This window comes from Lysinibacillus pakistanensis (assembly GCF_030123245.1).
In the GTDB taxonomy this organism is placed as follows: Bacteria; Bacillota; Bacilli; order Bacillales_A; family Planococcaceae; genus Lysinibacillus; species Lysinibacillus pakistanensis.
The window spans coordinates 4,502,271-4,522,950 of the sequence record NZ_CP126101.1 but is presented as its reverse complement, the minus strand read 5'-3'; the positions used below and the strand labels follow the sequence as shown (position 1 = coordinate 4,522,950).

At 36.8% G+C, this 20,680-nt stretch carries 21 protein-coding genes and 1 riboswitch; of the genes, 8 read left to right on the top strand and 13 right to left on the bottom strand.

Translation table 11 applies throughout. From position 1 onward, the window contains the following. Positions 1-2: 2 nt before the first annotated feature. From QNH24_RS22605 to QNH24_RS22580, 6 genes are all read right to left on the bottom strand, one after another. Positions 3-1,427 carry a LutB/LldF family L-lactate oxidation iron-sulfur protein gene (locus QNH24_RS22605; RefSeq protein WP_283869643.1) on the bottom strand — a complete coding sequence of 475 codons (1,425 nt, stop codon included), beginning with the start codon at positions 1,425-1,427 and terminating at the stop codon, positions 3-5. Beyond that, entirely contained in the window at positions 1,418-2,161 is a 744-nt protein-coding gene (locus QNH24_RS22600) for a (Fe-S)-binding protein (RefSeq protein ID WP_283869642.1), read from the bottom strand. The genes QNH24_RS22605 and QNH24_RS22600 overlap by 10 nt, the downstream gene beginning before the upstream one ends. Before the next feature lie 45 nt (positions 2,162-2,206). Further along, the gene (locus QNH24_RS22595) at positions 2,207-3,520 is read right to left on the bottom strand and encodes a GntP family permease (protein WP_283869641.1); all 1,314 of its coding nucleotides are present in this window, start codon (positions 3,518-3,520) and stop codon (positions 2,207-2,209) included. A 111-nt stretch (positions 3,521-3,631) separates the two neighbouring features. After that, the gene (locus QNH24_RS22590; RefSeq protein WP_283869640.1) at positions 3,632-5,428 is read right to left on the bottom strand and encodes a helix-turn-helix domain-containing protein; all 1,797 of its coding nucleotides are present in this window, start codon (positions 5,426-5,428) and stop codon (positions 3,632-3,634) included. 194 nt (positions 5,429-5,622) lie between these two features. Continuing rightward, entirely contained in the window at positions 5,623-5,748 is a 126-nt protein-coding gene (locus QNH24_RS22585) for a hypothetical protein (RefSeq protein WP_283869639.1), read from the bottom strand. 55 nt (positions 5,749-5,803) lie between these two features. Continuing rightward, entirely contained in the window at positions 5,804-6,136 is a 333-nt protein-coding gene (locus QNH24_RS22580) for a magnetosome magnetite crystal formation protein family (RefSeq protein WP_283869638.1), read from the bottom strand. Positions 6,137-6,261: 125 nt separating this feature from the next. Continuing rightward, positions 6,262-6,369: riboswitch (TPP riboswitch) on the top strand. 119 nt (positions 6,370-6,488) lie between these two features. Between QNH24_RS22580 and thiT the strand changes: the two genes are divergently transcribed. Further along, entirely contained in the window at positions 6,489-7,049 is a 561-nt protein-coding gene (gene thiT, locus QNH24_RS22575; RefSeq protein ID WP_283869637.1) for an energy-coupled thiamine transporter ThiT, read from the top strand. A gap of 205 nt (positions 7,050-7,254) precedes the next feature. Next, a complete protein-coding gene (gene map, locus QNH24_RS22570) occupies positions 7,255-8,010 on the top strand; it encodes a type I methionyl aminopeptidase (protein WP_283869636.1) in 756 nt (251 codons plus the stop codon). Positions 8,011-8,029: 19 nt separating this feature from the next. Here map and QNH24_RS22565 read toward each other — a convergent pair whose 3' ends face one another. Further along, positions 8,030-8,743: a TspO-related membrane protein gene (locus QNH24_RS22565; protein WP_283869635.1), complete on the bottom strand. Its 714-nt coding sequence runs from the start codon at positions 8,741-8,743 to the stop codon at positions 8,030-8,032. A 198-nt stretch (positions 8,744-8,941) separates the two neighbouring features. Here QNH24_RS22565 and QNH24_RS22560 point away from each other — a divergent pair, with 198 nt between their 5' ends. Both QNH24_RS22560 and QNH24_RS22555 read left to right on the top strand, forming a co-directional pair. After that, complete coding sequence (locus tag QNH24_RS22560; RefSeq protein WP_283869634.1) at positions 8,942-9,766, top strand: polyphosphate kinase 2 family protein; 825 nt, start codon at positions 8,942-8,944, stop codon at positions 9,764-9,766. 140 nt (positions 9,767-9,906) lie between these two features. Continuing rightward, positions 9,907-10,494, top strand: a complete 588-nt coding sequence (locus tag QNH24_RS22555) for a GNAT family N-acetyltransferase (protein ID WP_283869633.1) — start codon at positions 9,907-9,909, stop codon at positions 10,492-10,494. An 88-nt stretch (positions 10,495-10,582) separates the two neighbouring features. Here QNH24_RS22555 and QNH24_RS22550 read toward each other — a convergent pair whose 3' ends face one another. The 3 genes from QNH24_RS22550 to QNH24_RS22540 all read right to left on the bottom strand — a co-directional run bounded on the left by QNH24_RS22550 (position 10,583) and on the right by QNH24_RS22540 (position 12,841). Next, on the bottom strand, positions 10,583-11,152 hold the full coding sequence (locus QNH24_RS22550; RefSeq protein WP_054771975.1) for a beta-class carbonic anhydrase: 570 nt from the start codon (positions 11,150-11,152) through the stop codon (positions 10,583-10,585). 178 nt (positions 11,153-11,330) lie between these two features. Then, positions 11,331-11,465 carry a hypothetical protein gene (locus QNH24_RS22545; RefSeq protein WP_283869632.1) on the bottom strand — a complete coding sequence of 45 codons (135 nt, stop codon included), beginning with the start codon at positions 11,463-11,465 and terminating at the stop codon, positions 11,331-11,333. A 140-nt stretch (positions 11,466-11,605) separates the two neighbouring features. Beyond that, on the bottom strand, positions 11,606-12,841 hold the full coding sequence (locus tag QNH24_RS22540; protein WP_283869631.1) for an aminopeptidase: 1,236 nt from the start codon (positions 12,839-12,841) through the stop codon (positions 11,606-11,608). A 194-nt stretch (positions 12,842-13,035) separates the two neighbouring features. On the opposite strand from QNH24_RS22540, the gene motA reads away from it, so the two are divergent. Both motA and motB read left to right on the top strand, forming a co-directional pair. Further along, positions 13,036-13,839 carry a flagellar motor stator protein MotA gene (gene motA / locus QNH24_RS22535; protein WP_283869630.1) on the top strand — a complete coding sequence of 268 codons (804 nt, stop codon included), beginning with the start codon at positions 13,036-13,038 and terminating at the stop codon, positions 13,837-13,839. After that, complete coding sequence (gene motB / locus QNH24_RS22530; RefSeq protein WP_283869629.1) at positions 13,823-14,596, top strand: flagellar motor protein MotB; 774 nt, start codon at positions 13,823-13,825, stop codon at positions 14,594-14,596. Before motA ends, motB begins: the two co-directional genes overlap by 17 nt. A gap of 61 nt (positions 14,597-14,657) precedes the next feature. On the opposite strand, the gene QNH24_RS22525 is transcribed toward motB, so the two are convergent. Continuing rightward, a complete protein-coding gene (locus tag QNH24_RS22525) occupies positions 14,658-14,879 on the bottom strand; it encodes a DUF1128 domain-containing protein (RefSeq protein WP_283869628.1) in 222 nt (73 codons plus the stop codon). Positions 14,880-15,173: 294 nt separating this feature from the next. On the opposite strand from QNH24_RS22525, the gene QNH24_RS22520 reads away from it, so the two are divergent. Further along, complete coding sequence (locus QNH24_RS22520) at positions 15,174-15,500, top strand: YtxH domain-containing protein (RefSeq protein WP_283869627.1); 327 nt, start codon at positions 15,174-15,176, stop codon at positions 15,498-15,500. 24 nt (positions 15,501-15,524) lie between these two features. Further along, positions 15,525-16,466, top strand: coding sequence for a YihY/virulence factor BrkB family protein (locus QNH24_RS22515; RefSeq protein ID WP_054771973.1), 942 nt, complete (start codon positions 15,525-15,527; stop codon positions 16,464-16,466). A gap of 46 nt (positions 16,467-16,512) precedes the next feature. On the opposite strand, the gene QNH24_RS22510 is transcribed toward QNH24_RS22515, so the two are convergent. Then, entirely contained in the window at positions 16,513-18,417 is a 1,905-nt protein-coding gene (locus QNH24_RS22510; RefSeq protein WP_283869626.1) for a heavy metal translocating P-type ATPase, read from the bottom strand. 294 nt (positions 18,418-18,711) lie between these two features. Next, positions 18,712-20,247 (bottom strand): fumarate hydratase, encoded by a 1,536-nt coding sequence (locus QNH24_RS22505; RefSeq protein ID WP_283869625.1) that lies wholly within the window; start codon positions 20,245-20,247, stop codon positions 18,712-18,714. Positions 20,248-20,680 lie beyond the last annotated feature (433 nt).

Below are 20,680 nucleotides of genomic sequence, written 5' to 3'. Positions count from 1 at the left end.
CCTTACTCATCTCCTTTTTGTCTATTTTCGAACCAGTCACGGAAGCGCTCTTTTTTAGGTGCAGGGAATTCACGAATAGTTGTCCAACTTTTTAATGGACCGATGCCTTTAGATAATTGGTCATTTTTTGTTAATGGCTTTAAAACACTCGATGCAACCTTAGATCCGAATTTATACATACCACTTGATGAGGAACCAATTCCGAAAATAGACATAAGGAAGCGCTCTGATATAGGGGCACGACCTTCTTTTTCTACAATCGTTTGTCGATGCTTATGCAGTAATTCATGTAACGGAATTTTTACTGGGCAAACGTCTGTACAAGCACCGCAAAGTGTTGAAGCAAATGGTAGCTCCTTATAGTCATCATAGCCACCCAGCAAAGGTGATAAGACTGCCCCAACTGGTCCGGAGTATATTGAACCGTATGAATGACCACCTACATGTCGATAAACAGGACAAATATTAGCGCATGCACCACAGCGAATACATTGTAAGATTGCTTGAAATTCACTACCTAAAATTTCAGACCGTCCATTATCAACAATAACTAAATGAAACTCTTCTGGTCCATCCACATCACCATCTTGACGAGGTCCACTTAAAACAGTTACATAACTAGGAAGCTTTTGGCCCACTGCACTTCTTGTTAACATATTGACTAGTACTTCGAGCTCTTCAAATGTTGGGACAAGTCTTTCCATCCCCATTACGGTAATTTGTGTTTTTGGTAGTGCTGTTGATAAGTCAGCATTTCCCTCATTTGTTACGATGCAAACAGAACCAGTTTCAGCCACCGCAAAGTTACAACCCGTAATGCCGATATCAGCTGATAAATAATCATCACGCAGCATTTTACGGGCATGCTTTGTTAGCTCCTCAGGACGTTCAGAGCCTTCATATTGGTGATGAAATTGGAAGCTTTCCCGCACCTGTTCTTTCTTTCGATGTAAGGCGGGTGCCACGATATGTGAGGGTAAATCATTATCTAGTTGTAAAATATATTCCCCTAAATCAGTTTCAACAACCTGACAGCCAACATGCTCTTCTAAATAATGATTTAAGTCTATTTCCTCTGTTACCATCGATTTTGATTTGACAATTTTTTTAGCCTCTTTTTCCTTTGCAACATTAGCAATATAAGCTTGGGCTTCCTCTGCAGTAGTCGCAAAGAAAACATGCCCACCTCGTGCAGCAACCTGCTCACTTAACTCCGTTAAATAATAATCAAGATTTGCAAGTACATGCTGACGGATCTCTTCACCAAGAGAACGCCACTCCTCCCAATGACCAAGCTCCTCAGTAGCTAATTGACGATTTGTTTCCAAACGATCTTGTGCACCCGAAACGGCACTGCGCATAAAAGTATTTTGAATGCCTTCACCAACACGATTATTAAATGATTCATTACCGACCTTCATTGGCATGATGTATGCACCTCCGCTTTTCGAGAATTCAAAATTTCAGCTATATGAAGTACCTGTATATGGGCACCTAATCGTTCTGCACGTCCACGAATATTCATTAAACAGCCTTCATCTGCACCAACTAAATAAGTGGCACCAGTTTCAATGATATGTTGTACCTTTTCATCAACCATTTGCTCAGAAATTGGTGTCATTTTTACAGAGAAAGTTCCACCAAAACCACAGCAAGTTGTTTTGTTAGGAAGCTCAGTATATGTTAAGCCTTTAACATTTTCTAGTAACATTAAAGGTGCGCTTTTTACACCAAGTAAACGTGTCATATGGCAAGACATGTGATAGGTCACATTTCCGTTGAAGCTAGCCCCCACATCTGTAATATCAAGAACCTCTACGATAAATTGTGTTAACTCATACGTTTTTTCAGCTAATTGTTTTGCACGAGATGCCCATTCAACATCATTCACAAAAACTTTTTCATATTCTCGGAACATATAAGCACAGGAACCAGAAGGGCAGACGACATATTCAGCACCATCAAATGCTTTTATCATATTTTTCATGGCTTCCTTTGCTTCATTAACATAGCCTGAGTTATAGGCAGGTTGTCCACAGCAAATTTGTTCCTTTGGAAAAATGACTTCACAGCCAAGATGTTCTAGAAGTTCTACAGTTGCTTTGCCCACATTTGTTTGAAACATATCTACTAAACATGTTGCGAAAAGTGAGACTTTCATGTTTGTTCATCTCCTACGGTTTAATTAATAATCGAGAGTATTGACCTAAGAATAAAGTATGATCGCAGTAATTAATGCAGGTATTGCTGCAATAATGGGCCCAAGTACTGAAACAAAAAATATATGTTTGTAGGCATCTTTATGTGTTAATCCTATAACAGCCAATACCGTAATAACGGCACCATTGTGCGGTAATGAATCTAAACTACCGGAGGCAATTGTCGCAACGCGATGAAGTGCCTCTGGATCAACCCCTAAATCTAAATAGGTCTGAGCAAGTGTTTCCATCGCAATTCCAAGTCCACCAGAGGCAGTACCTGTAATCCCTGCAAGTGCTGCAATAGCAACATAAAGAGAAATTAAAGGACTTCCAGGTATGTTGGCAAGCATTTCTGTAATGACACCAAAGCCTGCAGTTGCTGCAATAACTGTACCGTACCCGACATCAGCACTTGTATTGACAATTGGTAGAACGGTATTTGTTGCACCCACATTAATTGCTTGTAGCTTGTTGTCTATGTATTTCCAAAAAATCATAATAGAAAGAAGCACAGTAAGCATCAATGTATAAAGGATATCAACCTTAAAAACGTTTAACGTAACAATTAAGAAGATAGGTGGCAAAATACTTAAGATAAATGGCGGATATCTTTTCACACTTGCCTCAAATGCTTTTGAATCTTGTTTTTCAGGATTTTTCATATTTTCATATGTTTCACCACGTGCCTCTGTTTTAGATAATTGTCTTTTTAAATAGAAGCAATTAAAAAGAATAATGGTGATTGTAGCAACAATTCCAACAACAGGTGCTGCAGTAGCTGTTGTATCTAAATATTTTGTTGGAATGATATTTTGTACAGATGGTGAACCAGGTAGCATGGTCATTGTAAATGTTGCCATTCCGAAGAAAAATGCTCCTGTAAATAAATGCCAAGGTATATTCATAGCCTTAAATAATGGTTTAGCAATAGGTAAAATGGCGAAAATTACAACGTATGTATTAATGCCACCTAATGTTAAAAAAGCACAAATAATAACGACTGCCATTAGCGCGTTAAATTTACTATGACGACCCATAATATTTAAAAGTTTTTCAGCTATTGAACGTGCAGCACCACTTTCTTCCATAAATTTTCCGAAAATTGCGGCAAATAAGAAGATGAGGTAGTAGTTTTTCATAAAATTTATAAACCCGCTCATATAGTTGCCTTGTAATGACTCTAAAATAGGCATTTGATTTAAAATGATGACGATTAAACTGGCTACTGGCGCAATAATAATGATACTGAAGCCACGTAATGCTAAAAATATTAATAAAGCCAGTGACGCAATAATTGTAAATAAACTCCATATTTCCATACTTAGACAGCCCTCCTGCTTAATAAAAATATTCTGAAAATTCAACAAGTAGGGTTTAGTATAACAATGAATACTATGAAAATACTATGTAAAAACAGACAAAGATAAGAACTATCCTTTGTCTGTTTTGGCTAATTTCATATTTTGTAAGTAAGAAAACATATAAATTGCAAGATTTAATTCGAACATAGTTTTCCCATTTTGCTCGTCAATCTCTATTAATGAAAAAATCGTCTGGAGTCTATATTTAATGGTGTTTAGGTGTACAAAGCATGCCTCGGCTGTTTTTTTCCGATTTTGATTATGTTCAAAAAATAGCTTTAGTGTATATAATAAATCGGTTTTATGTTGATTATCATATTCAATAATTGGGCCAAGCTTCAGTCCCACATACTCAGCCATTTCCTGTGGGTCATTATTTAAAAAAAGTGTATAAGGTCCAAGCTTATCATAGGATATGATGAATGGTGCCTGTTCTAGTGTCTGCAAATAGTCAATACACTTTGTGGAGTCCCGATATGAACTGAAAATGTTTTCAATTGTGTCAAAGTGTCTTCCGAGACCAACTATAAACGCTAGTGAATTGTACTTTGTTGAGTCCTTTTCGAGGAGTACAAAAAAATATTGAATACGCTCTTTAAACTGTTCGACTGAAACTCGCAAATTGTTCATAAATAAAAAATGATAGTGCAAATCATGCTCCGAGATAAAAACTGGTAAGGAAAATAAGCGAGTTAAACGATATAGAAGTTTACTAAATTGGTGCTGCATTTTTTTAGTTTGAGCAACATGATATGAACTCCCATCAAGTTGTAGGGTAGCACATAAGTAATGAGAAGTTTGATGAATTTCTTGACGTTTATAAAAGGCATTGAAATTTGAGCTTAAAAGCTGTTGTAGCAAATATCCATCATATTTAAAGGAATTTTCTAGCTCCTTTTCCTCCTCTGCTAACTGTAAGGCAAATAGTGCACTTGCCTGCTCCACTGCAAATAAATCTAAAGGGTCCATCTGTAAATGATGATTCATAACGATTAATAGTACTCCTATAACACCCCGCTCTGTATGAATAGGAAACAAATAACTTACATACGTTTCATCTTTGATTGGTATGTATACTTGATGTCGTATACAGTGCTGTACAACTTTATCAAGATGCATTGATGTTTGTTCTTTTAAAATATCAGTAGCAAACTTAGCTGTAGGAGAAGATGCGATAAGTAAATCGTAAAAATCTGTCATAATAGCTACAGACTGACCTAGTAATGATGCAAGCGTATCAATCATATCGCTTAGACGACCACGTGTTAAGGAAACCTGTGTTAACGCATTATAAATACGTTTAGAGCGTTCGTTTTGAGTAAATAATTTTGCATTTTCAATCGCAATTGAGGATTGGTTTGCAAATGCTTGTAACATCGTTAAATCGCTATTTTCAAACTGTGTATCTCCTGAAAAATTGACGATTGTTAATACCCCTATGCATGAGTTACTTTTATCAAGAAGTGGAGCACAAACAGCACTTTTGGGGTAAGAAAAATTACCAACTGCTTTTGTATAGTTTTCTTCATACTGTGGAAATAAATCCGCCATGCTTTCTGTAACATCGCTGCTAGAGTGGAATCTAAACGCTTGTTTTTGGGAAAATACCTTTCCAGTCATCCCTTCATTGGAGGCAAGGTGAATCTTTTTTAAATAAGCCAGGTCATAGCCAATGGCATGCTTGGCTACAAGACGATTAGTTTCTGTATTCAACATAAACAATACCCCTGCATCAGCACCTTCAATTACATGCAGCACCTCACTCATCAGTTTTTCTAATACTTGGTTAATATCGAGTGTTGAAGTTAGGACCTGTGCTGCATTAACCAAGCTCATTAATTGTTTTTCGCTATTTATTTTAAACAACCCCTCATCTGTAGTGCTAAACCCTATTTTAATATAAATCTGCTATACCAAGTATAAGAATACAGTTATGAAGGCAAAAAAAGAATCTGCAATAAAAAAAGTAAGCGTTTCAAATCCTAAGGGATTGGATTGACGCTTACCAGTAAAAGAGAGCAGATTTTTAATTTAGATATTTACCTTAAAATGAGTTTAGATTATTTTTTATAGCTGTCTTTGGAAGAATAAGGGGCTCCTTTCTTCGCAGCAATTACCTTTTTTACAATGGGTATAACGATAGGTGCTAATTTTACGGCGGTTTTGACAACTTTAGATACTTTCATAAAATAACAGCTCCTTTTACTATTAGTTCTACCTTTTTATGTTAGAAATGAAACATTAACGAATAACACGAACCGCTTGCACGATATTCCAAATAACAATCCCTAGTGAGACGAGTAAGTAAATGGCAAATGATGCAAACCAAACGATTATAAATGTATTACTACCTGATTCTGGGTCAAAAGTGTTAAAGGATATAGTTGAGAAGACAAAAACAGCAAAGAAGATGATACCAAATACAACTGGGATTAAATGCGAAATAAGTGCTCGAATAGAGTGTCTTTTTACGTCACTATCTTTAGAAACAAAGTAAACAATTAACGGCACAATAAAGGGTGCGAAAAAAACGCTAAGATAACTAAAGGCAGATAAAATTTTTTGGTTCTCCATAGTTGTACCTCCTTTTTTAATATTTACGCATGAAAAACAGCAAAGTTTCAAAAAATATTGTGAAATTAGAGTTGTAATCATATCCGTATTTGCGTACAATGAGGTTGTTCAAATAAAAAAGATGTAACGACCACAAGGGGAGCTGATGATGTCAGCTGAGACTAGGCACGTAATGCCTTAACTCTTTGAACCTGTAAGTTAACACTTGCGTAGGGATGTGGATAGAAACCGACACTTGTACGATGTGAGGCTCTGTCCTGGCATTGTTTTTTTTTTGCCAGATAGAGTCAAAAAGTAATTTGATTTCTATTCCTGCTCTTGTATCCTACATCGGAACAAAGGAGAGAATAAAATGGACAAAAAAAGACTTTTAATGCTTGTGGAGATTGCGATATTTGCAGCAATTGGTCTTGTGCTAGATCAGATTTCCTTTAAAGTATGGGCACAAGGTGGCTCTGTTAGTCTAGTGATGGTACCAATAATTTTAATAGCCTTCCGTTGGGGGCTTTTGCCTGGACTGACAACGGGCTTTCTTATTGGTGTTATGCAAACAATGTTTGGTCCTACAATTGTACATTGGCTTCAGGGCTTACTCGATTATGGCGTTGCCTTTACGGTAGTCGGCTTGGTCGCAATTGTACGTCGACCAGTGCTTGAGGCTGCAAATAATCTAAACAAAACGAAAATGGCGCTATATATTATTGTAGGAACTGTATTGGCAGGTTTTTTACGCTATGCAGCACATACCGTTGCTGGCGCAGTATTTTTCTCAGAGTATGCTGGCGATCAAAATGCATGGATTTATTCAATCATTTATAATGGAACATATATGCTACCAGCAACAGTTTTAACTGCCATTGTCGGTGTTCTATTATTTACAGCAGCACCACAATTAATGCAACGAAAATCATAAATACTCTACCCTTCACAGTAGTGGAGGGTTTTTTGTATCGTATTTAGGATTTGGCTATTATAAGTTTTACTCGCTGTAGAAATATTGTTACATTTCAGCACTTTGCAATTTATGAGGGCATACAATATTTAAAGCGTTTAGCGTTTTATGTCAAACAAGTTATGTTATATTAAAGTGTAGATATTAGATGAAAGGGACGTTATAAATGATTGTAAAAACACAAGAAGAGATTGAAGCCTTTAAAAAAATCGGTCGTATTTGTGCCGAAATTCGTGAAGCAATGAAGGCTGCGACAAAACCTGGTGTAACAACACTTGAACTCGATGAAATTGCCGGTCGTATGTTTTCTGAGGCAGGTGCAATTTCTGGACCTAAAGGAGAATATGACTTCCCAGGATATACATGTATCAGTGTCAACGAGGAAGTAGCTCACGGTATTCCCGGAAAACGCGTAATTCAAGAGGGAGACATTGTCAATATTGATGTATCTGGTTCATTAAATGGCTACTTTGCAGATACTGGAATTTCATTTGTCGTGGGTGCAGGCTATGAGGATAAAGAAAAACTATGTCGTGTGGCAAAAAGTGCCTTCGATCGTGCAATGACAAAAGTAAAAGCTGGGTCAAAATTAAATCAAATTGGAAAAGCTGTTGAGCGAGAAGCATATGCCAATGACTTAACGGTGATTATGAACTTAACAGGTCATGGCTTAGGTCGTTCCTTACATGATGAGCCAAATCATATTTTAAACTATTATGATGCATGGGATTCTACCATTATGAAAGAGGGCATGGTACTTGCGGTTGAGCCTTTTATCTCGGCAAAGGCAGAGCATATTGTTGAAGCTGGTGATGGCTGGACATTTGTTACACCAGATAAATCACTAGTTGCCCAAATCGAACATTCGATCATTGTGACAAAAGACAAACCAATTATTCTAACTTCATTAGATGAGGCATAATAAAAATCCTGCTACCCAATTATTTTTGGGGGGCAGGATTTTTTTTTATGAAAAGTATACCGACTAATAGTACACCACATAAAAATAAAGCAGCTGTTGTTACAAGTAGCTCTTCAAAACCATTATGTAACGCGATTCCAATATAAGCCCAAATAAAAACAGATGGATACATAATATCGAAATGATGGAAGCGCATATGTAATGCGATGGCAACACCAACTGTCAATAAAATGACTGCCCATAGAGGATTGCTAAGACCAAAGCCGTTCCATCCATAAGCTGTTAATGTAAAGCTTGTATCTGTCATCAACATAAATGTCGACCATGCATAGTAAATAGAGAAAGGGATGCGTCCTGTCAATGACTTGTCGCAAAGAGGATATGTATTGTACAGCGAAAACAAACAGAAGACTAAAAGTAATGTACTGCCAAGAGATGCGATAAATAACTCCTGATGCCACACGATTACCGTGGAAATCTGCAATATACATATGCTGCTAAAAAGAACAGTCTGTTTAATTGTTGTCTTTTTAAAATTCATGACTAACCAATAACCAAGTAACATATAAATGACGATCCAAATTACATGACTGACATTAAAAGGTGCAAATACAACAGGAAAACGATTAGAGATGTCTAACGAAGATTGACCATTTATTTTCATGAAAAAGGATGAAAAGGTTAGGATGACTGAGACAATATAAGTGATTGTCATCAAAAAAAATTGAGGCATGTTTTCCTCTCCCTTCATATTAAATTGTATAGGGAAAAGACAAATAAGTATAGGACTGCACTCTTCCCATTATAACGGAAATTCCCAACAATGTATCGCGTTGTTTTGCTAAAATTATCTACAATTTACCATTTGTATAGGCATCTAAATGTTTCTTTAGTACAATAGGATTAATCCAAATAGAAGGAGTGAAATTTAATGGCTCAAAATTTAACCGATTTAGATTTATCTATTGAACTCGATAAAAAAATGTATAAAAAGAAATTAAAAGTACTCCAATATGAAATGTTAAATGCACAACAATTTTTATTAAAAAATAAAATTGGGCTAATTTTAGTATTTGAAGGTATGGATGCAGCAGGTAAGGGAGGGGCCATCAAACGTCTAATTGAACGTGTTGATCCGCGAGGCTATGTGGTACATCCGATTTCTGCTCCTCAGCCCCATGAACTACGCTACAACTATTTACAGCGATTTTGGAGAAAGCTTCCACAGCATGGGCAAATCGCTATTTTTGATCGTTCCTGGTATGGACGAGTTTTAGTGGAACGAATTGAAGGCTTTGCAACAAAGGATGAATGGTCTCGAGCTTATGAGGAAATTAATAACTTTGAAAAGATCTTAACGGCAGGGGATTACATAATTATTAAGTTTTGGCTTCATGTCTCAGATGAAGAGCAGCTCAAACGTTTTACTGAACGTGAGCAAAACCCTTATAAGTCTTGGAAATTAACAGAAGAAGATTGGCGTAATCGCGAAAAGACGCCTCAGTATGTAGAAGCAGCGAATGATATGTTTGAGAAAACAGACAAAAAGAATGCGCCATGGATTTTAGTTGCAGGAGACGATAAAAAATATGCACGTGTGCAGGTGCTTCAAGAAACAATCGCGCATATTGAACGAGAAGCACAAAAGCGGGGCCTTCATTTAACAAATGTTTTAGACAAGGCTCAGTTAGAAGATGAGGAATCTTCAAGCCTTGAAATACTAAATGATAAATCGAAAAAGAAGAAAACAAAATAATAATGGTAAGATGCTGTGCAAACAAGACGAGCTGTTTTAGTTGTAGCAGCATCTTTTTTTACATACAATAAAGTGACTAACTTATTTTTGAGTAGAGCATGTACCAAGTAAGACAATTATCGGAAGGCTAGTGTGGAGAAATGGTGCTTAAAATTTGGAATTTATTAAGGAAAAAGGGTGGAAATGTGGTATCAATTCAAGGAGAGAAATGCTACATTCGCACATTCCAAGAAAAAGATGCACAAAGTTTAACTGGTCTCGTAAGTCGTAATAAATACTTTTGGTCTACATACGAGCCGTTACAACGACCTGAATATTATACAGTTGATGCTCAATATAAAAAAATTCAAGAAAGCCTATACTTAATGGATTCGAAAAGAGAATTTACTTTTGGTATTTACGAGCTAGGTACTAATAATTTAATTGGGCATATTGCGCTTTACGCAGTCAAACGATTACCTTACTCAAGTGCTTTTGTTGGCTATGCGATGGATGAGATTTATATTGGGAAAGGGATTGTAACAGAGGCTGTTAAAATGGTCGTACGTTTTGCGTTTGACCAAATAGGCTTACATCGTGTAGAGGCCTATGTGTCAACACAAAATAATGCTTCTATTCGAGTGCTGGAAAAATCAGGATTTCACCGTGAGGGATTATTAAGGAAGCTTTTGTATATTAATGGTCAATGGGTAGATCATTACATGTATGCCTGTTTAGAGGATGAATAAGAGAAGAGTCTATCTTTCAAACAATGAAGGATAGACTCTTTTTATCTGCATTGACTATTGATTCTTTGCTTGGATGTCAGAATGGTGTTTAGCCTTGATAAAGACTACCATCTTCGATTAAATCAAGTCGACCTGTATTTGGATCAATGACTAATCCATGGACAGGAACATCCTTCACCATTAAAGGGTGATTGCGAATAGTATCAACACTTTTCTTTACACTTGTCGCTACGTCGCCAAAGCCTCGTAAAAATTCCTTTAAATCTAGACCAGAGTATTCCATCATCTTAATAGTTTCTGGGCTAATTCCGCGATTCACCATTTTGCTAAGCATTGCTTCAGGATCAACTGCACTCATACCACAGTCATAATGCCCAACAACGTACACCTCATCTGCTTGTAGCTCATAAACCGCTACAAGTAAACTACGCATAATTGCACCAAAAGGATGACTAACTAATGCGCCTGCACTTTTAACGATTTTTACATCACCATTGCGTAAATTCATCGCTTTAGGTAATAGCTCTACAAGACGAGTATCCATACAAGATAAGACAACGATGCGTTTATCAGGATACTTAGTTGTAATAAAAGGCTCATATTTTTTTTCTTGAACAAAATCTACATTAAATTTTAGAATATCTTGTAACATTGTCATGAAAGTTTGCTCCCTTCCCTACAAAAATATTTTAGAGCAAATCTTTAAATATGCAAATAATAATGACAATATTCACGCAATTTTTACGAAAAAGAAAGAAGTTTAGTAAATTATTTAGCGAATCGAAAGAAACGTTCATAAAAAAACAGCTACTAGAATGTAGCTGTTTTTTATGATATTAATATTTTTCTTTTGGTTTTGGATCTACAGTTACTGAAGATTTAGAATCTAAACCAACTTGTAGATAATGGATGAAGAATCCTGTAGCAATTAATAAAACGGCTGAAAAGCCTAGTACAGTCGTTAAAAACATGATAAAAGTTCCTCCTTACTAGAAATAATCAAGTATATTATCTAAATTAATTATACAATAGGTTACTAGGAAAATCTAAGGATAATTTATGACATCAATAACATACCTTGCCTAGAAAAAAATTAGTAGGAATGAATTACTTAAATTGCCCAGTTACCATTGTGGAAAATAGGTTCTTTTTGTTCATCCTTAGTGATACCATCTATATTCATTTGCTCAGAGCCAATCATAAAGTCCACATGTGTCAAACTATGATTAAGTCCCTTTGCAAGTAATTCTTCAGAGGACATTTCTTTGCCGCCCTCAATGCAAAAGGCATAGGCATTACCTATAGCTAAATGATTAGAGGCATTTTCATCGAATAATGTATTGTAAAATAATAAACCAGATTGTGAAATAGGTGATTTATGTGCCACTAATGCTATTTCACCAAGATAATGTGCACCCTCATCTGTTTCGATAAGAGAGGTTAAAATTTCCTTGCCCTGTTCAGCTTCTATGTCAACAATTCGGCCATCCTTGAATGTTAGCTTGAAATTATTAATAATATTTCCGCCATAGCTCAAAGGCTTTGTACTTGATACATAACCGTTTACACCTGTTTTAAGAGGTGCAGTAAAAATTTCCTCAGTCGGCATATTTGCCATAAAAGTTTGCCCTTGTATGTTTTCACTACTTCCGCCCGTCCATACATGCTTTGACGGTAAGTCAATCGTCAAATCTGTGCCTGGCGCCAAATAGTGCAACGCTTTATATTGTTTGCTAGTTAGATAATCAGCTTTGCTATGTAATTGCTGATCATGCTCTAACCAAGCAGCAACTGGATCTTCGAGATTGATACGTGTAGCGTCAAAAATCGCTTCCCATAGAGCATTCATTTGTTGGTCTTCTGACAAATGAGGAAATACCTTTGCTGCCCATTGTTTTGAGGGAGCGGCAATAACTGTCCAACTGAATTTATCTGCCTGTAACCAACTATAATAATTAGCTAATGCTTTTCCTGAGGCTTTTTGGAAATTCATAATTCTTTTGTGCTCGATACCCTTTAATAAGTCGGGATTATGAGAAGTAATGCTTAAAAAGGCAGCCCCGTTCTCTGCAAGCCATTCGCGCTCCTGTACTTTCCATGGTGGGAAAAAATCAAATGAGTCTTTTGGGGCCTTTTCGTAGCGAGTACGTACAAGCTCATCGTCAGATAAATCAACAAATACCTGTTTTGCACCATTTTCATAGGCTGATTTAGTAATTATTTGTGCTAGTTTTAAATTATCGGTCGAACAGCTTATATAGAGGTACTGATTTTTTTGGATATTTACTCCTACTTTCACAGCTAATTCGGCATATTTTAGTAATTTTGTGTTAAAAGATGATAACAAATTCTTAGCTCCTTCCTAAAAAAGACAATTTAGTGTACTATTCTTAATTCAATATAATCAAATATGACTTTAAAGTGAATAAAAAGCATTTATTACATCGAAAAATTAGTGAAATACATTTATACTATATTATATATTTAAAAATATGGAAAATAGACGAAAATAACATTAATAGTAGATTTGGAGGTTCTAGAATGGATATATCGTCGATTGTAGGGTTAATACTTGCGTTTATAGCGCTATTAACAGGGATGGTGCTAAAGGGAGTAAGCTTAAGTGCGTTTTATAACCCAGCAGCCATTCTAATTATCATCTTCGGTACTATTTCCGCTGTAACAATCGCCTTCCCTATGAAGGAATTGAAGCGAGTACCAAAGCTATTTAAAATTCTTTTTAAAGAAACTAAATTAGCGGATGATATAGAGATTATTAAGATGTTTTCACAATGGGCAGATTTAGCTCGTCGTGAAGGATTATTGGCACTCGAAAGTAAGGCTTCAGAGATTGAAGATCCATTTTTGAAAAATGGGCTTACATTAGCAATTGATGGGCAAAATGCTGACTATATCCGTGATGTTTTAACGGAAGAGGTTGAAGCAATGGAAGAACGTCATGCTAGTGGTTCTGCAATTTTTACTCAAGCAGGTACATATGCCCCGACTTTAGGGGTACTTGGTGCGGTAGTAGGGTTAATCGCCGCACTCGCAGATATGAATGATATCGAAAAGCTGGGGCACGCTATTTCCGCTGCCTTCATGGCTACATTATTAGGTATTTTTACAGGTTATGTTTTATGGCATCCATTTGCAAATAAGCTTAAACGTAAATCTGCTGTAGAAGTTAAGCAAAAAAGAATGATGATTGAGGGGATTCTTTCGGTTTTAGAAGGGGAGGCTCCACGTGTTATTGAACAAAAACTTGCTTCTTATTTAACGATGGAAGAACGTCGTCAAATTTCGGGTGAAAGCGGGGCGGGTGGCCTTGGCAAAGAAAGCTAAGAAAAAAAAGCATGAGGATCATATTGATGAGTCCTGGTTAGTACCATATGCAGATATTTTAACGCTGCTATTAGCTGTGTTTATCATACTATTTGCATCAAGTTCCGTAGATCAAGAGAAATTGCAAAGAATGTCAGCAGTTTTTAATCAGGTATTCGATGGCGGTACAAGCTTTTTAGAGCAGCCTTCGCCAGTAGAAACTCCGAATGCAGAAAGTGATAAAACGCCACAACAAATACAACAGAATTCTGCCTATTTAAAGGATCAGCAGGAGCTAGCGGAAATTAAAGATAGTGTTGAAAATTTTATTGCTGTTCATGAGATGGAAGGTCAATTTGCAACAGAAATGACGGATGAAGGTCTGCTTGTAACAATTCGTGATAGTATACTATTCGATTCAGGTAAAGCAACCATTAAACCAGAATATAAACCGATTGCTAAGGAGCTTGCGGACGTATTAGTATCGGATCCAGCGCGTAATATAGTTATTACTGGTCATACTGATAATGTTCCAGCTGGACCTGCCTTCTCCTCTAACTTTGAATTATCGGGAATGCGAGCAATAAACTTCCTTAATATTTTACTGATCAGCAATTCGAAGTTAGATCCTACAAATTTCAGTTTTAAAGGCTACGGCGAAAACAGAGCTATTGCGCCAAATGATACTGCAGAAGGGCGTGCGAAAAACCGCCGAGTTGAAGTATTAATATTACCATTTGTTACTGAGGATGGTTCAGAAGCAAAAAGTACACATTAGAAAAAAGCTATTGGCAAAAGGCTTTGGTCCTTTGCTAATAGCTTTTTCTCTCTAAAAATTATTATTTGCGTAACGATCCTAATTCAGCAACAATTGCCTGCATCTCACTTGGGCTAAAGGATTCCCGTTTCATCACCATTTCGTATAAATAAACTAAGTCTTCATAATTTGCTTCATCAAAGTTTTCTGATTTCATGGCATCAACATTTACCATACGTAGCTTGTCTTTCATTTGGTCAACCATATAAATAACGTTCTCTTTTGACGGTACCGATAAATCCATTTTTGAAACCTTCCTTTCGTCATCCTCGCACATATCATTTCATTGAATAAAAAAAATGTCAACACTGTATTTGGGCATTGCTTTAAAAATAGACTGTTATTGGGTAGAATAAGGGCAGTAAGTCGTTTATTGGCTCTAAGGAGTAGGATAAGGTGATTATGAAGCTGAATGCATCTAAGGAAAATGCTTAGTGGGAATGAAAATCAATTCTAGATAATGGCTGTAAGCTTGTTTATTGTTTACTGAAGAAATTTTAGGGAATATACATTTACACAAACGCAGGGGGTTTTTATTATGGGTCAAAGTAAATTATTAATTTCTGTTGTAGCAGGTGCAGTAGTTGGTGCTGCGTTAAGTATGCTTGATCGTACTACTCGCGAAAAAACAATAGCTACTACACAAAAGATGAAGGAAGCGATTTCGTATTATGCGGCTAATCGCGATGAATTACAGGTTTTAGTTGAGGAAAAGGTATTGGCAGCTAAAGTACTTTGTGAAAGTGTATCAGAAAATGTCAACACAATAGCTGAAAAAGTGGATGAATTTAAGGAGCTACCTTCCACAATTCAGGAAATGATTAATGATACAAAATCAGCCTTTTCTTTACCTCATAAAGAATAGCTTGTCTGATAGGAGGGGAATTGTATGGAAAAGAATAAAACATCCATACATACAGCAATTGGTGTGGTGAAATCATTTGTTAAGCCAGATGAGGATAGTGTAGATATGACGACCTCTAGGGGCTTTCTGCAAGATTTATTACTACGCTTACAACGGGTTGATATATCAGCTCTTGCTGCCCAGTTGGCTTATTTCTTTTTACTATCTTTCTTCCCACTACTGATTTTCCTAGTCACTTTACTACCATATTTAAATTTAGAAACGACACAGGTGTATTCATTTTTAGTGAATGTCATGCCAGATGAAGTATATAGACTGATCGAGAATACATTAAACGAAATTTTAAACAATCGTAATAGTAGTTTATTATCCATTGGGGTATTGGGCACATTATGGTCTGCCTCCAAAGGCATTAATGCATTGATTCGAGCGTTAAATAAGGCTTATGAGACAGAAGAGAGTAGGGGGAGTATACTGGATCGAGGACTGTCTCTTATTTTCACGATAGCCCTTGTTTTTGTATTCGCTGTAGCACTTCTATTACCTGTATTTGGACAGCAAATTGGACATTTCCTATTTTCTATTGTTGGTATTGAGGAGCAGTTTGAAACAATATGGCATAGGTTACGATGGTCGATGCCACCTCTATTAATTTTTCTTGTATTAATGGCAATCTACAGATTTGTTCCTAATACAAGTCCGCGCTTGAGGTTAATGGGCGTTTGGCCAGGAGCCTTGTTTTCAACCTTTGCTTGGTTAGCTGTTACGTATGCTTTCTCGTTTTATATTAGTAATTTTGCAAATTATTCTGCTACATATGGAAGTATTGGTGGAGTTATTATTTTAATGCTCTGGTTATATTTCACAGGTATTATATTGATTTTTGGTGGAGTTCTCAATGCGACAATGCAGAAAAAGGCTTTACAAAAGGAATATCTCAAACAAAATACCCTAATGGATAGCTAGCATGAAAACAGCCTCGTATCACAAAAGTGATTACGAGGCTATTCGTTTAAACATTTTTATTAAGCATGCGTAAGCCATTTAGAATAACTAAAATGGTACTACCCTCATGTCCAATTACACCTAATGGTAAATCAACAACTTGTAAAAAGTTTGAGGCAATTAATAATACGATAATGCCAATAGAGAAAAAGATATTTTGTTTGACGATACGCTGCATTTTACGTGATAAGCGTACTGCATAAGCAATTTTCGATAAATCATTTTTCATAAGGACGACATCTGCGGTTTCTAAGGCTACATCCGTGCCTTCTCCCATTGCGATACCTGTAGTGGCTGTTGCTAATGCTGGTGCATCATTAATGCCATCCCCGACCATTCCTACAAATTGGTGCTGCGAAAGTAGTCGTTTCATCTCAGTAACTTTTGTTTCAGGAAGGCATTCTGCAACATATTCAGTTACACCCGATTCTTTAGCAATTGCCTTGGCTGTTTTCTCATTGTCTCCTGTTAGCATGATGACATTAATACCAAGCTCTTTAAGTAATGCGACAGCTTTTTTTGCTTCATCACGAACAGTATCCTTAAGGGCTGTTAATGCGACAATACCATCTTTATCACGAATGAAAATAACGGTTTTACCCTCTGTGGCTAATTTTGCTGTAGCTCCATCTGCAAAGGAATTTGCTTCTTCTGTGCCCACAAAATCAGGTTTTCCAACGAGATACTCCATATCATTTACATAACCCTTTATACCCCAACCTGGAATATCCTTAATAGTCACTTGAGAGGAGATGGTTACTCCCTCGGCTTTAGCAAAGGAAGTGATTGCTTGTGCTAGCGGATGATTTGATTGTGATTCGATTCCCGCTAGGACAGACAATGCCTCTTCTCGTTCTACGCCTTCACGAACAATAAAGTCGGTCACAACAGGTTTCCCCTGTGTTAATGTTCCTGTTTTATCAACTGCTACTGCACGTAATACACTTAAGTGCTCTAAATGTAAGCCGCCTTTAAATAGGATGCCGTTTTTGGCACCATTTGAAATAGCAGCTAAAGTAGCAGGCATAATAGCTGCTACGAGAGCACATGGTGATGCAACTACTAATAGCACCATTGCGCGGTAGAATGTTGTTGTCCAATCCCAATCTAGTAAAAAGTGAGGTAAGAACATCATTAACGCAACGCTAAGTAAAACGAATTTTACGTAAGTCCCTTCAAATTTTTCAATAAACTGTTGGGAAGGAGATTTCTCACTTTGAGCACTTTGTACAAGCTGAATAATTTTTTGGAACAATGTTTCTGAATTTGGCTTTGTCATTTCCATTGTAATAGCGCCATTTAAGTTAACCGTACCTGCAAATACTTCATCGCCTTCACGTTTTGCAACTGGAAGTGGTTCGCCACTAATTGCTGATTCATCGATAGAAGATTGCCCTTTAAATATGAAGCCATCTGCGGGTACTCGTTCACCAGGTTTTATAAGTAGATGATCTCCGATTTGTAATGTGGAGACAGAGACTTTCATCGGTTCAAAGCCACCACGTACAAGCCAAGCCTCTTCAGGTTGTAAATTCATAAGTGCCGAAATTTCTCGATTACTTTTATTCATGGCATATGTTTCGAGAGCACCACTTACTGCGAATATGAAAATAAGGATGGCACCTTCAGTCCAATAACCAATTGCTGCTGAACCAATTGCTGCTAATACCATTAGTAATTCAACATTTAATTTCTTATCTTCGATTGTTTCTTCAATACCCTCTTTTGCCTTAGCAAATCCCCCAACACAAAATGCAACAATATATAAAATAACAGATGCCGTAGTTTGCCCGCTAGTATCTAAACGCCATGCAAGTAAGATAAACAAGCCTGCTATAAGGGCAGCAAGTAATTCAGCATGCTCCTTTATTTTCTCAATTAAATTTATATTTTCTCGATTAGAGTATTCCATCCTGATCCCTCCTGATAATGAAAATCAATATCAAAAACCTTATAATATAATGATTTAGTAAAGTTTTTAAATGAAAAACAATTTCATTTAACTCCTTTCTAATTTAGAATTATTATAACAAAGGTTTCTGGGAAAAGAAAGCCAGAAGTTTTAAGAAAAAAAAAAGCACAGTCTATTCACTAGGAATATTCTGTGCCTTTCAAATTGGTGCAGTAAAATGTCTCGCCTTTGGAGAAATACTGCATTCGAATTATATGATGTTAATTTTACAGCAGCGGATGCTTCACTTCACTATTAGAATACTCTTTCTGCATGCATAGCTAGTTTTTCTAGAGATGATTTATCTACATCAGCATGTAAAGAGTTACCATGAGAGTCCATTGTAACTACAGCAGTAAAGTTCTCTACATTTAAGTGCCACATAGCTTCTGGTACACCAAATTCCATTAAATCAACGCCGTCTACACCTTTAATACAGTCAGCATAGTATTGAGCCGCTCCACCGATAGCGTTTAAGTATACACCGCCATGCTCTTGTAATGCAGCAAGTGTTTTTGGTCCCATACCACCCTTACCAATAACAGCACGGATACCGAATTTTTTCATGATGTCACCTTGATATGGCTCCTCACGAATAGAAGTAGTTGGACCAGCAGCTTTTACTGTCCAGTTGCCTTCTTCGTCTTTAGCCATAACAGGACCACAGTGGTAAATGACCTGTCCATTTAAATCAACAGGTGCATCATGGCTCATTAAATGATGGTGAATTGCATCGCGACCTGTATACATACGACCAGTAATAGATACAACATCTCCAACCTTTAAAGTACGGATTTGTTCCTCGGTAATCGGTGCAGTAAGTTCCACTACATCTGTAGTCGTATCTTCTGTCGTTGCTGCAACTTCATCTTTAAATGTAATTTTTTCGCCTTCTTGATAGTGCCATTTAATGATTTCACCAGTTTGTGGGTCAATGTCCACAGCCATACGACGATAAGCCCAGCAGTTATAAGCGACTGATACGTAGAATGATGCAGGGATACGGTGCATAACCCCGATTTTACAGCCAAGTAATGTTGCTTCTCCACCAAAGCCCATTGTGCCAATACCAAATGTGTTAGCTGTTTTTACAACATATTCTTCTAATTTGGCAAGATCAGCATTTGGATTTGTATCTTCCACATGACGGAATAATTGTTCTTTCGCTAAGTCGTAACCAGAAGAACGGTCTCCACCAATACCTACACCGATGAAACCAGCTGAACAGCCCTGACCTTGAGCTTGATAGACAGAGTGTAAAATACATTTACGGATGCCATCTAAGTCACGACCGGCACGGCCAAGACCATCTAGTTCACAAGGAAGGCTGTATTGAATATTTTTGTTTTCACAGCCGCCACCTTTAAGAATTAATTTAATCGTAATGTAGTCATTTTCCCATTGTTCAAATTTAATAACAGGTAAACCTTCCCCAAGGTTATTACCACTATTTGCACCAGTTAATGAATCAACTGCATTCGGACGTAATTTTGCATCAGCTGATGTATCATTGATTGCTTTTTTGATAGCAGCTTTAATTTCTAATTGATTAACGCCTACAGGAGTGTAGACTTTAAATGTTGGTAGACCTGTATCCTGACAGATAGGTGATACATTATCTTCAGCCATAATAATATTATTTGCAATTGTGTCTAAGCTCATTGCTGCACGTGTGCCAGCATTCTCTGCTTCTTTGGCTTTTTTAATAGCACGGCGCACGTCTTTCGGTAGGTTCGTAGATGTTTCAGTAATTAAATTGTATAGACTTTTCTCCAAAGTTTGTACATTCATTTTTGTATTGCCCCCCATAGAAAATTTGATTATTTCCACGTTACATTATACTCTTTTCAACTAATGAAAAAAAGAGCCCATCTTTTAGAGGTAGGAATTAAAGGGTGTTGTCATTAAAAAGGGAGGGGGAGGTAATCAATAATCTGGTGGATTTGATTAAGAAAAGGGTGAATGTGATTAACAACCTGGAGAATTTGATCAAAAAAGAGGGTGAAGGTGAACAACAATTAGGAGGACCTGATCAAAAAAGGGTGAAGGTGATCAACAATCTGGGAACCTGATCAAAAAAGGTGAAGGTGATCGACAATCTATGGAACCTGATCAAAAATAAGATGAAGGTGATCAATTATTAGGGGGACCTGATCAAAAAAAGAGTGAAGGTGATCAAAACTCAGGAAGACCTGATCAAAAATAAGATGAAGGTGATCAAATC

Excerpts from the sequence above, each read along its gene's own strand:
- QNH24_RS22605 (WP_283869643.1), bottom strand. The coding sequence starts at position 1,427 with ATGCCAATGAAGGTCGGTAATGAATCATTTAATAATCGTGTTGGTGAA.
- QNH24_RS22600 (WP_283869642.1), bottom strand. The coding sequence starts at position 2,161 with ATGAAAGTCTCACTTTTCGCAACATGTTTAGTAGATATGTTTCAAACA.
- QNH24_RS22595 (WP_283869641.1), bottom strand. The coding sequence starts at position 3,520 with ATGGAAATATGGAGTTTATTTACAATTATTGCGTCACTGGCTTTATTA.
- QNH24_RS22585 (WP_283869639.1), bottom strand. The coding sequence starts at position 5,748 with ATGAAAGTATCTAAAGTTGTCAAAACCGCCGTAAAATTAGCACCTATC.
- QNH24_RS22580 (WP_283869638.1), bottom strand. The coding sequence starts at position 6,136 with ATGGAGAACCAAAAAATTTTATCTGCCTTTAGTTATCTTAGCGTTTTT.
- thiT (WP_283869637.1), top strand. The coding sequence starts at position 6,489 with ATGGACAAAAAAAGACTTTTAATGCTTGTGGAGATTGCGATATTTGCA.
- map (WP_283869636.1), top strand. The coding sequence starts at position 7,255 with ATGATTGTAAAAACACAAGAAGAGATTGAAGCCTTTAAAAAAATCGGT.
- QNH24_RS22565 (WP_283869635.1), bottom strand. The coding sequence starts at position 8,743 with ATGCCTCAATTTTTTTTGATGACAATCACTTATATTGTCTCAGTCATC.
- QNH24_RS22560 (WP_283869634.1), top strand. The coding sequence starts at position 8,942 with ATGGCTCAAAATTTAACCGATTTAGATTTATCTATTGAACTCGATAAA.
- QNH24_RS22555 (WP_283869633.1), top strand. The coding sequence starts at position 9,907 with ATGGTGCTTAAAATTTGGAATTTATTAAGGAAAAAGGGTGGAAATGTG.
- QNH24_RS22550 (WP_054771975.1), bottom strand. The coding sequence starts at position 11,152 with ATGACAATGTTACAAGATATTCTAAAATTTAATGTAGATTTTGTTCAA.
- QNH24_RS22545 (WP_283869632.1), bottom strand. The coding sequence starts at position 11,465 with ATGTTTTTAACGACTGTACTAGGCTTTTCAGCCGTTTTATTAATTGCT.
- motA (WP_283869630.1), top strand. The coding sequence starts at position 13,036 with ATGGATATATCGTCGATTGTAGGGTTAATACTTGCGTTTATAGCGCTA.
- QNH24_RS22525 (WP_283869628.1), bottom strand. The coding sequence starts at position 14,879 with ATGGATTTATCGGTACCGTCAAAAGAGAACGTTATTTATATGGTTGAC.
- QNH24_RS22520 (WP_283869627.1), top strand. The coding sequence starts at position 15,174 with ATGGGTCAAAGTAAATTATTAATTTCTGTTGTAGCAGGTGCAGTAGTT.
- QNH24_RS22515 (WP_054771973.1), top strand. The coding sequence starts at position 15,525 with ATGGAAAAGAATAAAACATCCATACATACAGCAATTGGTGTGGTGAAA.
- QNH24_RS22510 (WP_283869626.1), bottom strand. The coding sequence starts at position 18,417 with ATGGAATACTCTAATCGAGAAAATATAAATTTAATTGAGAAAATAAAG.
- QNH24_RS22505 (WP_283869625.1), bottom strand. The coding sequence starts at position 20,247 with ATGAATGTACAAACTTTGGAGAAAAGTCTATACAATTTAATTACTGAA.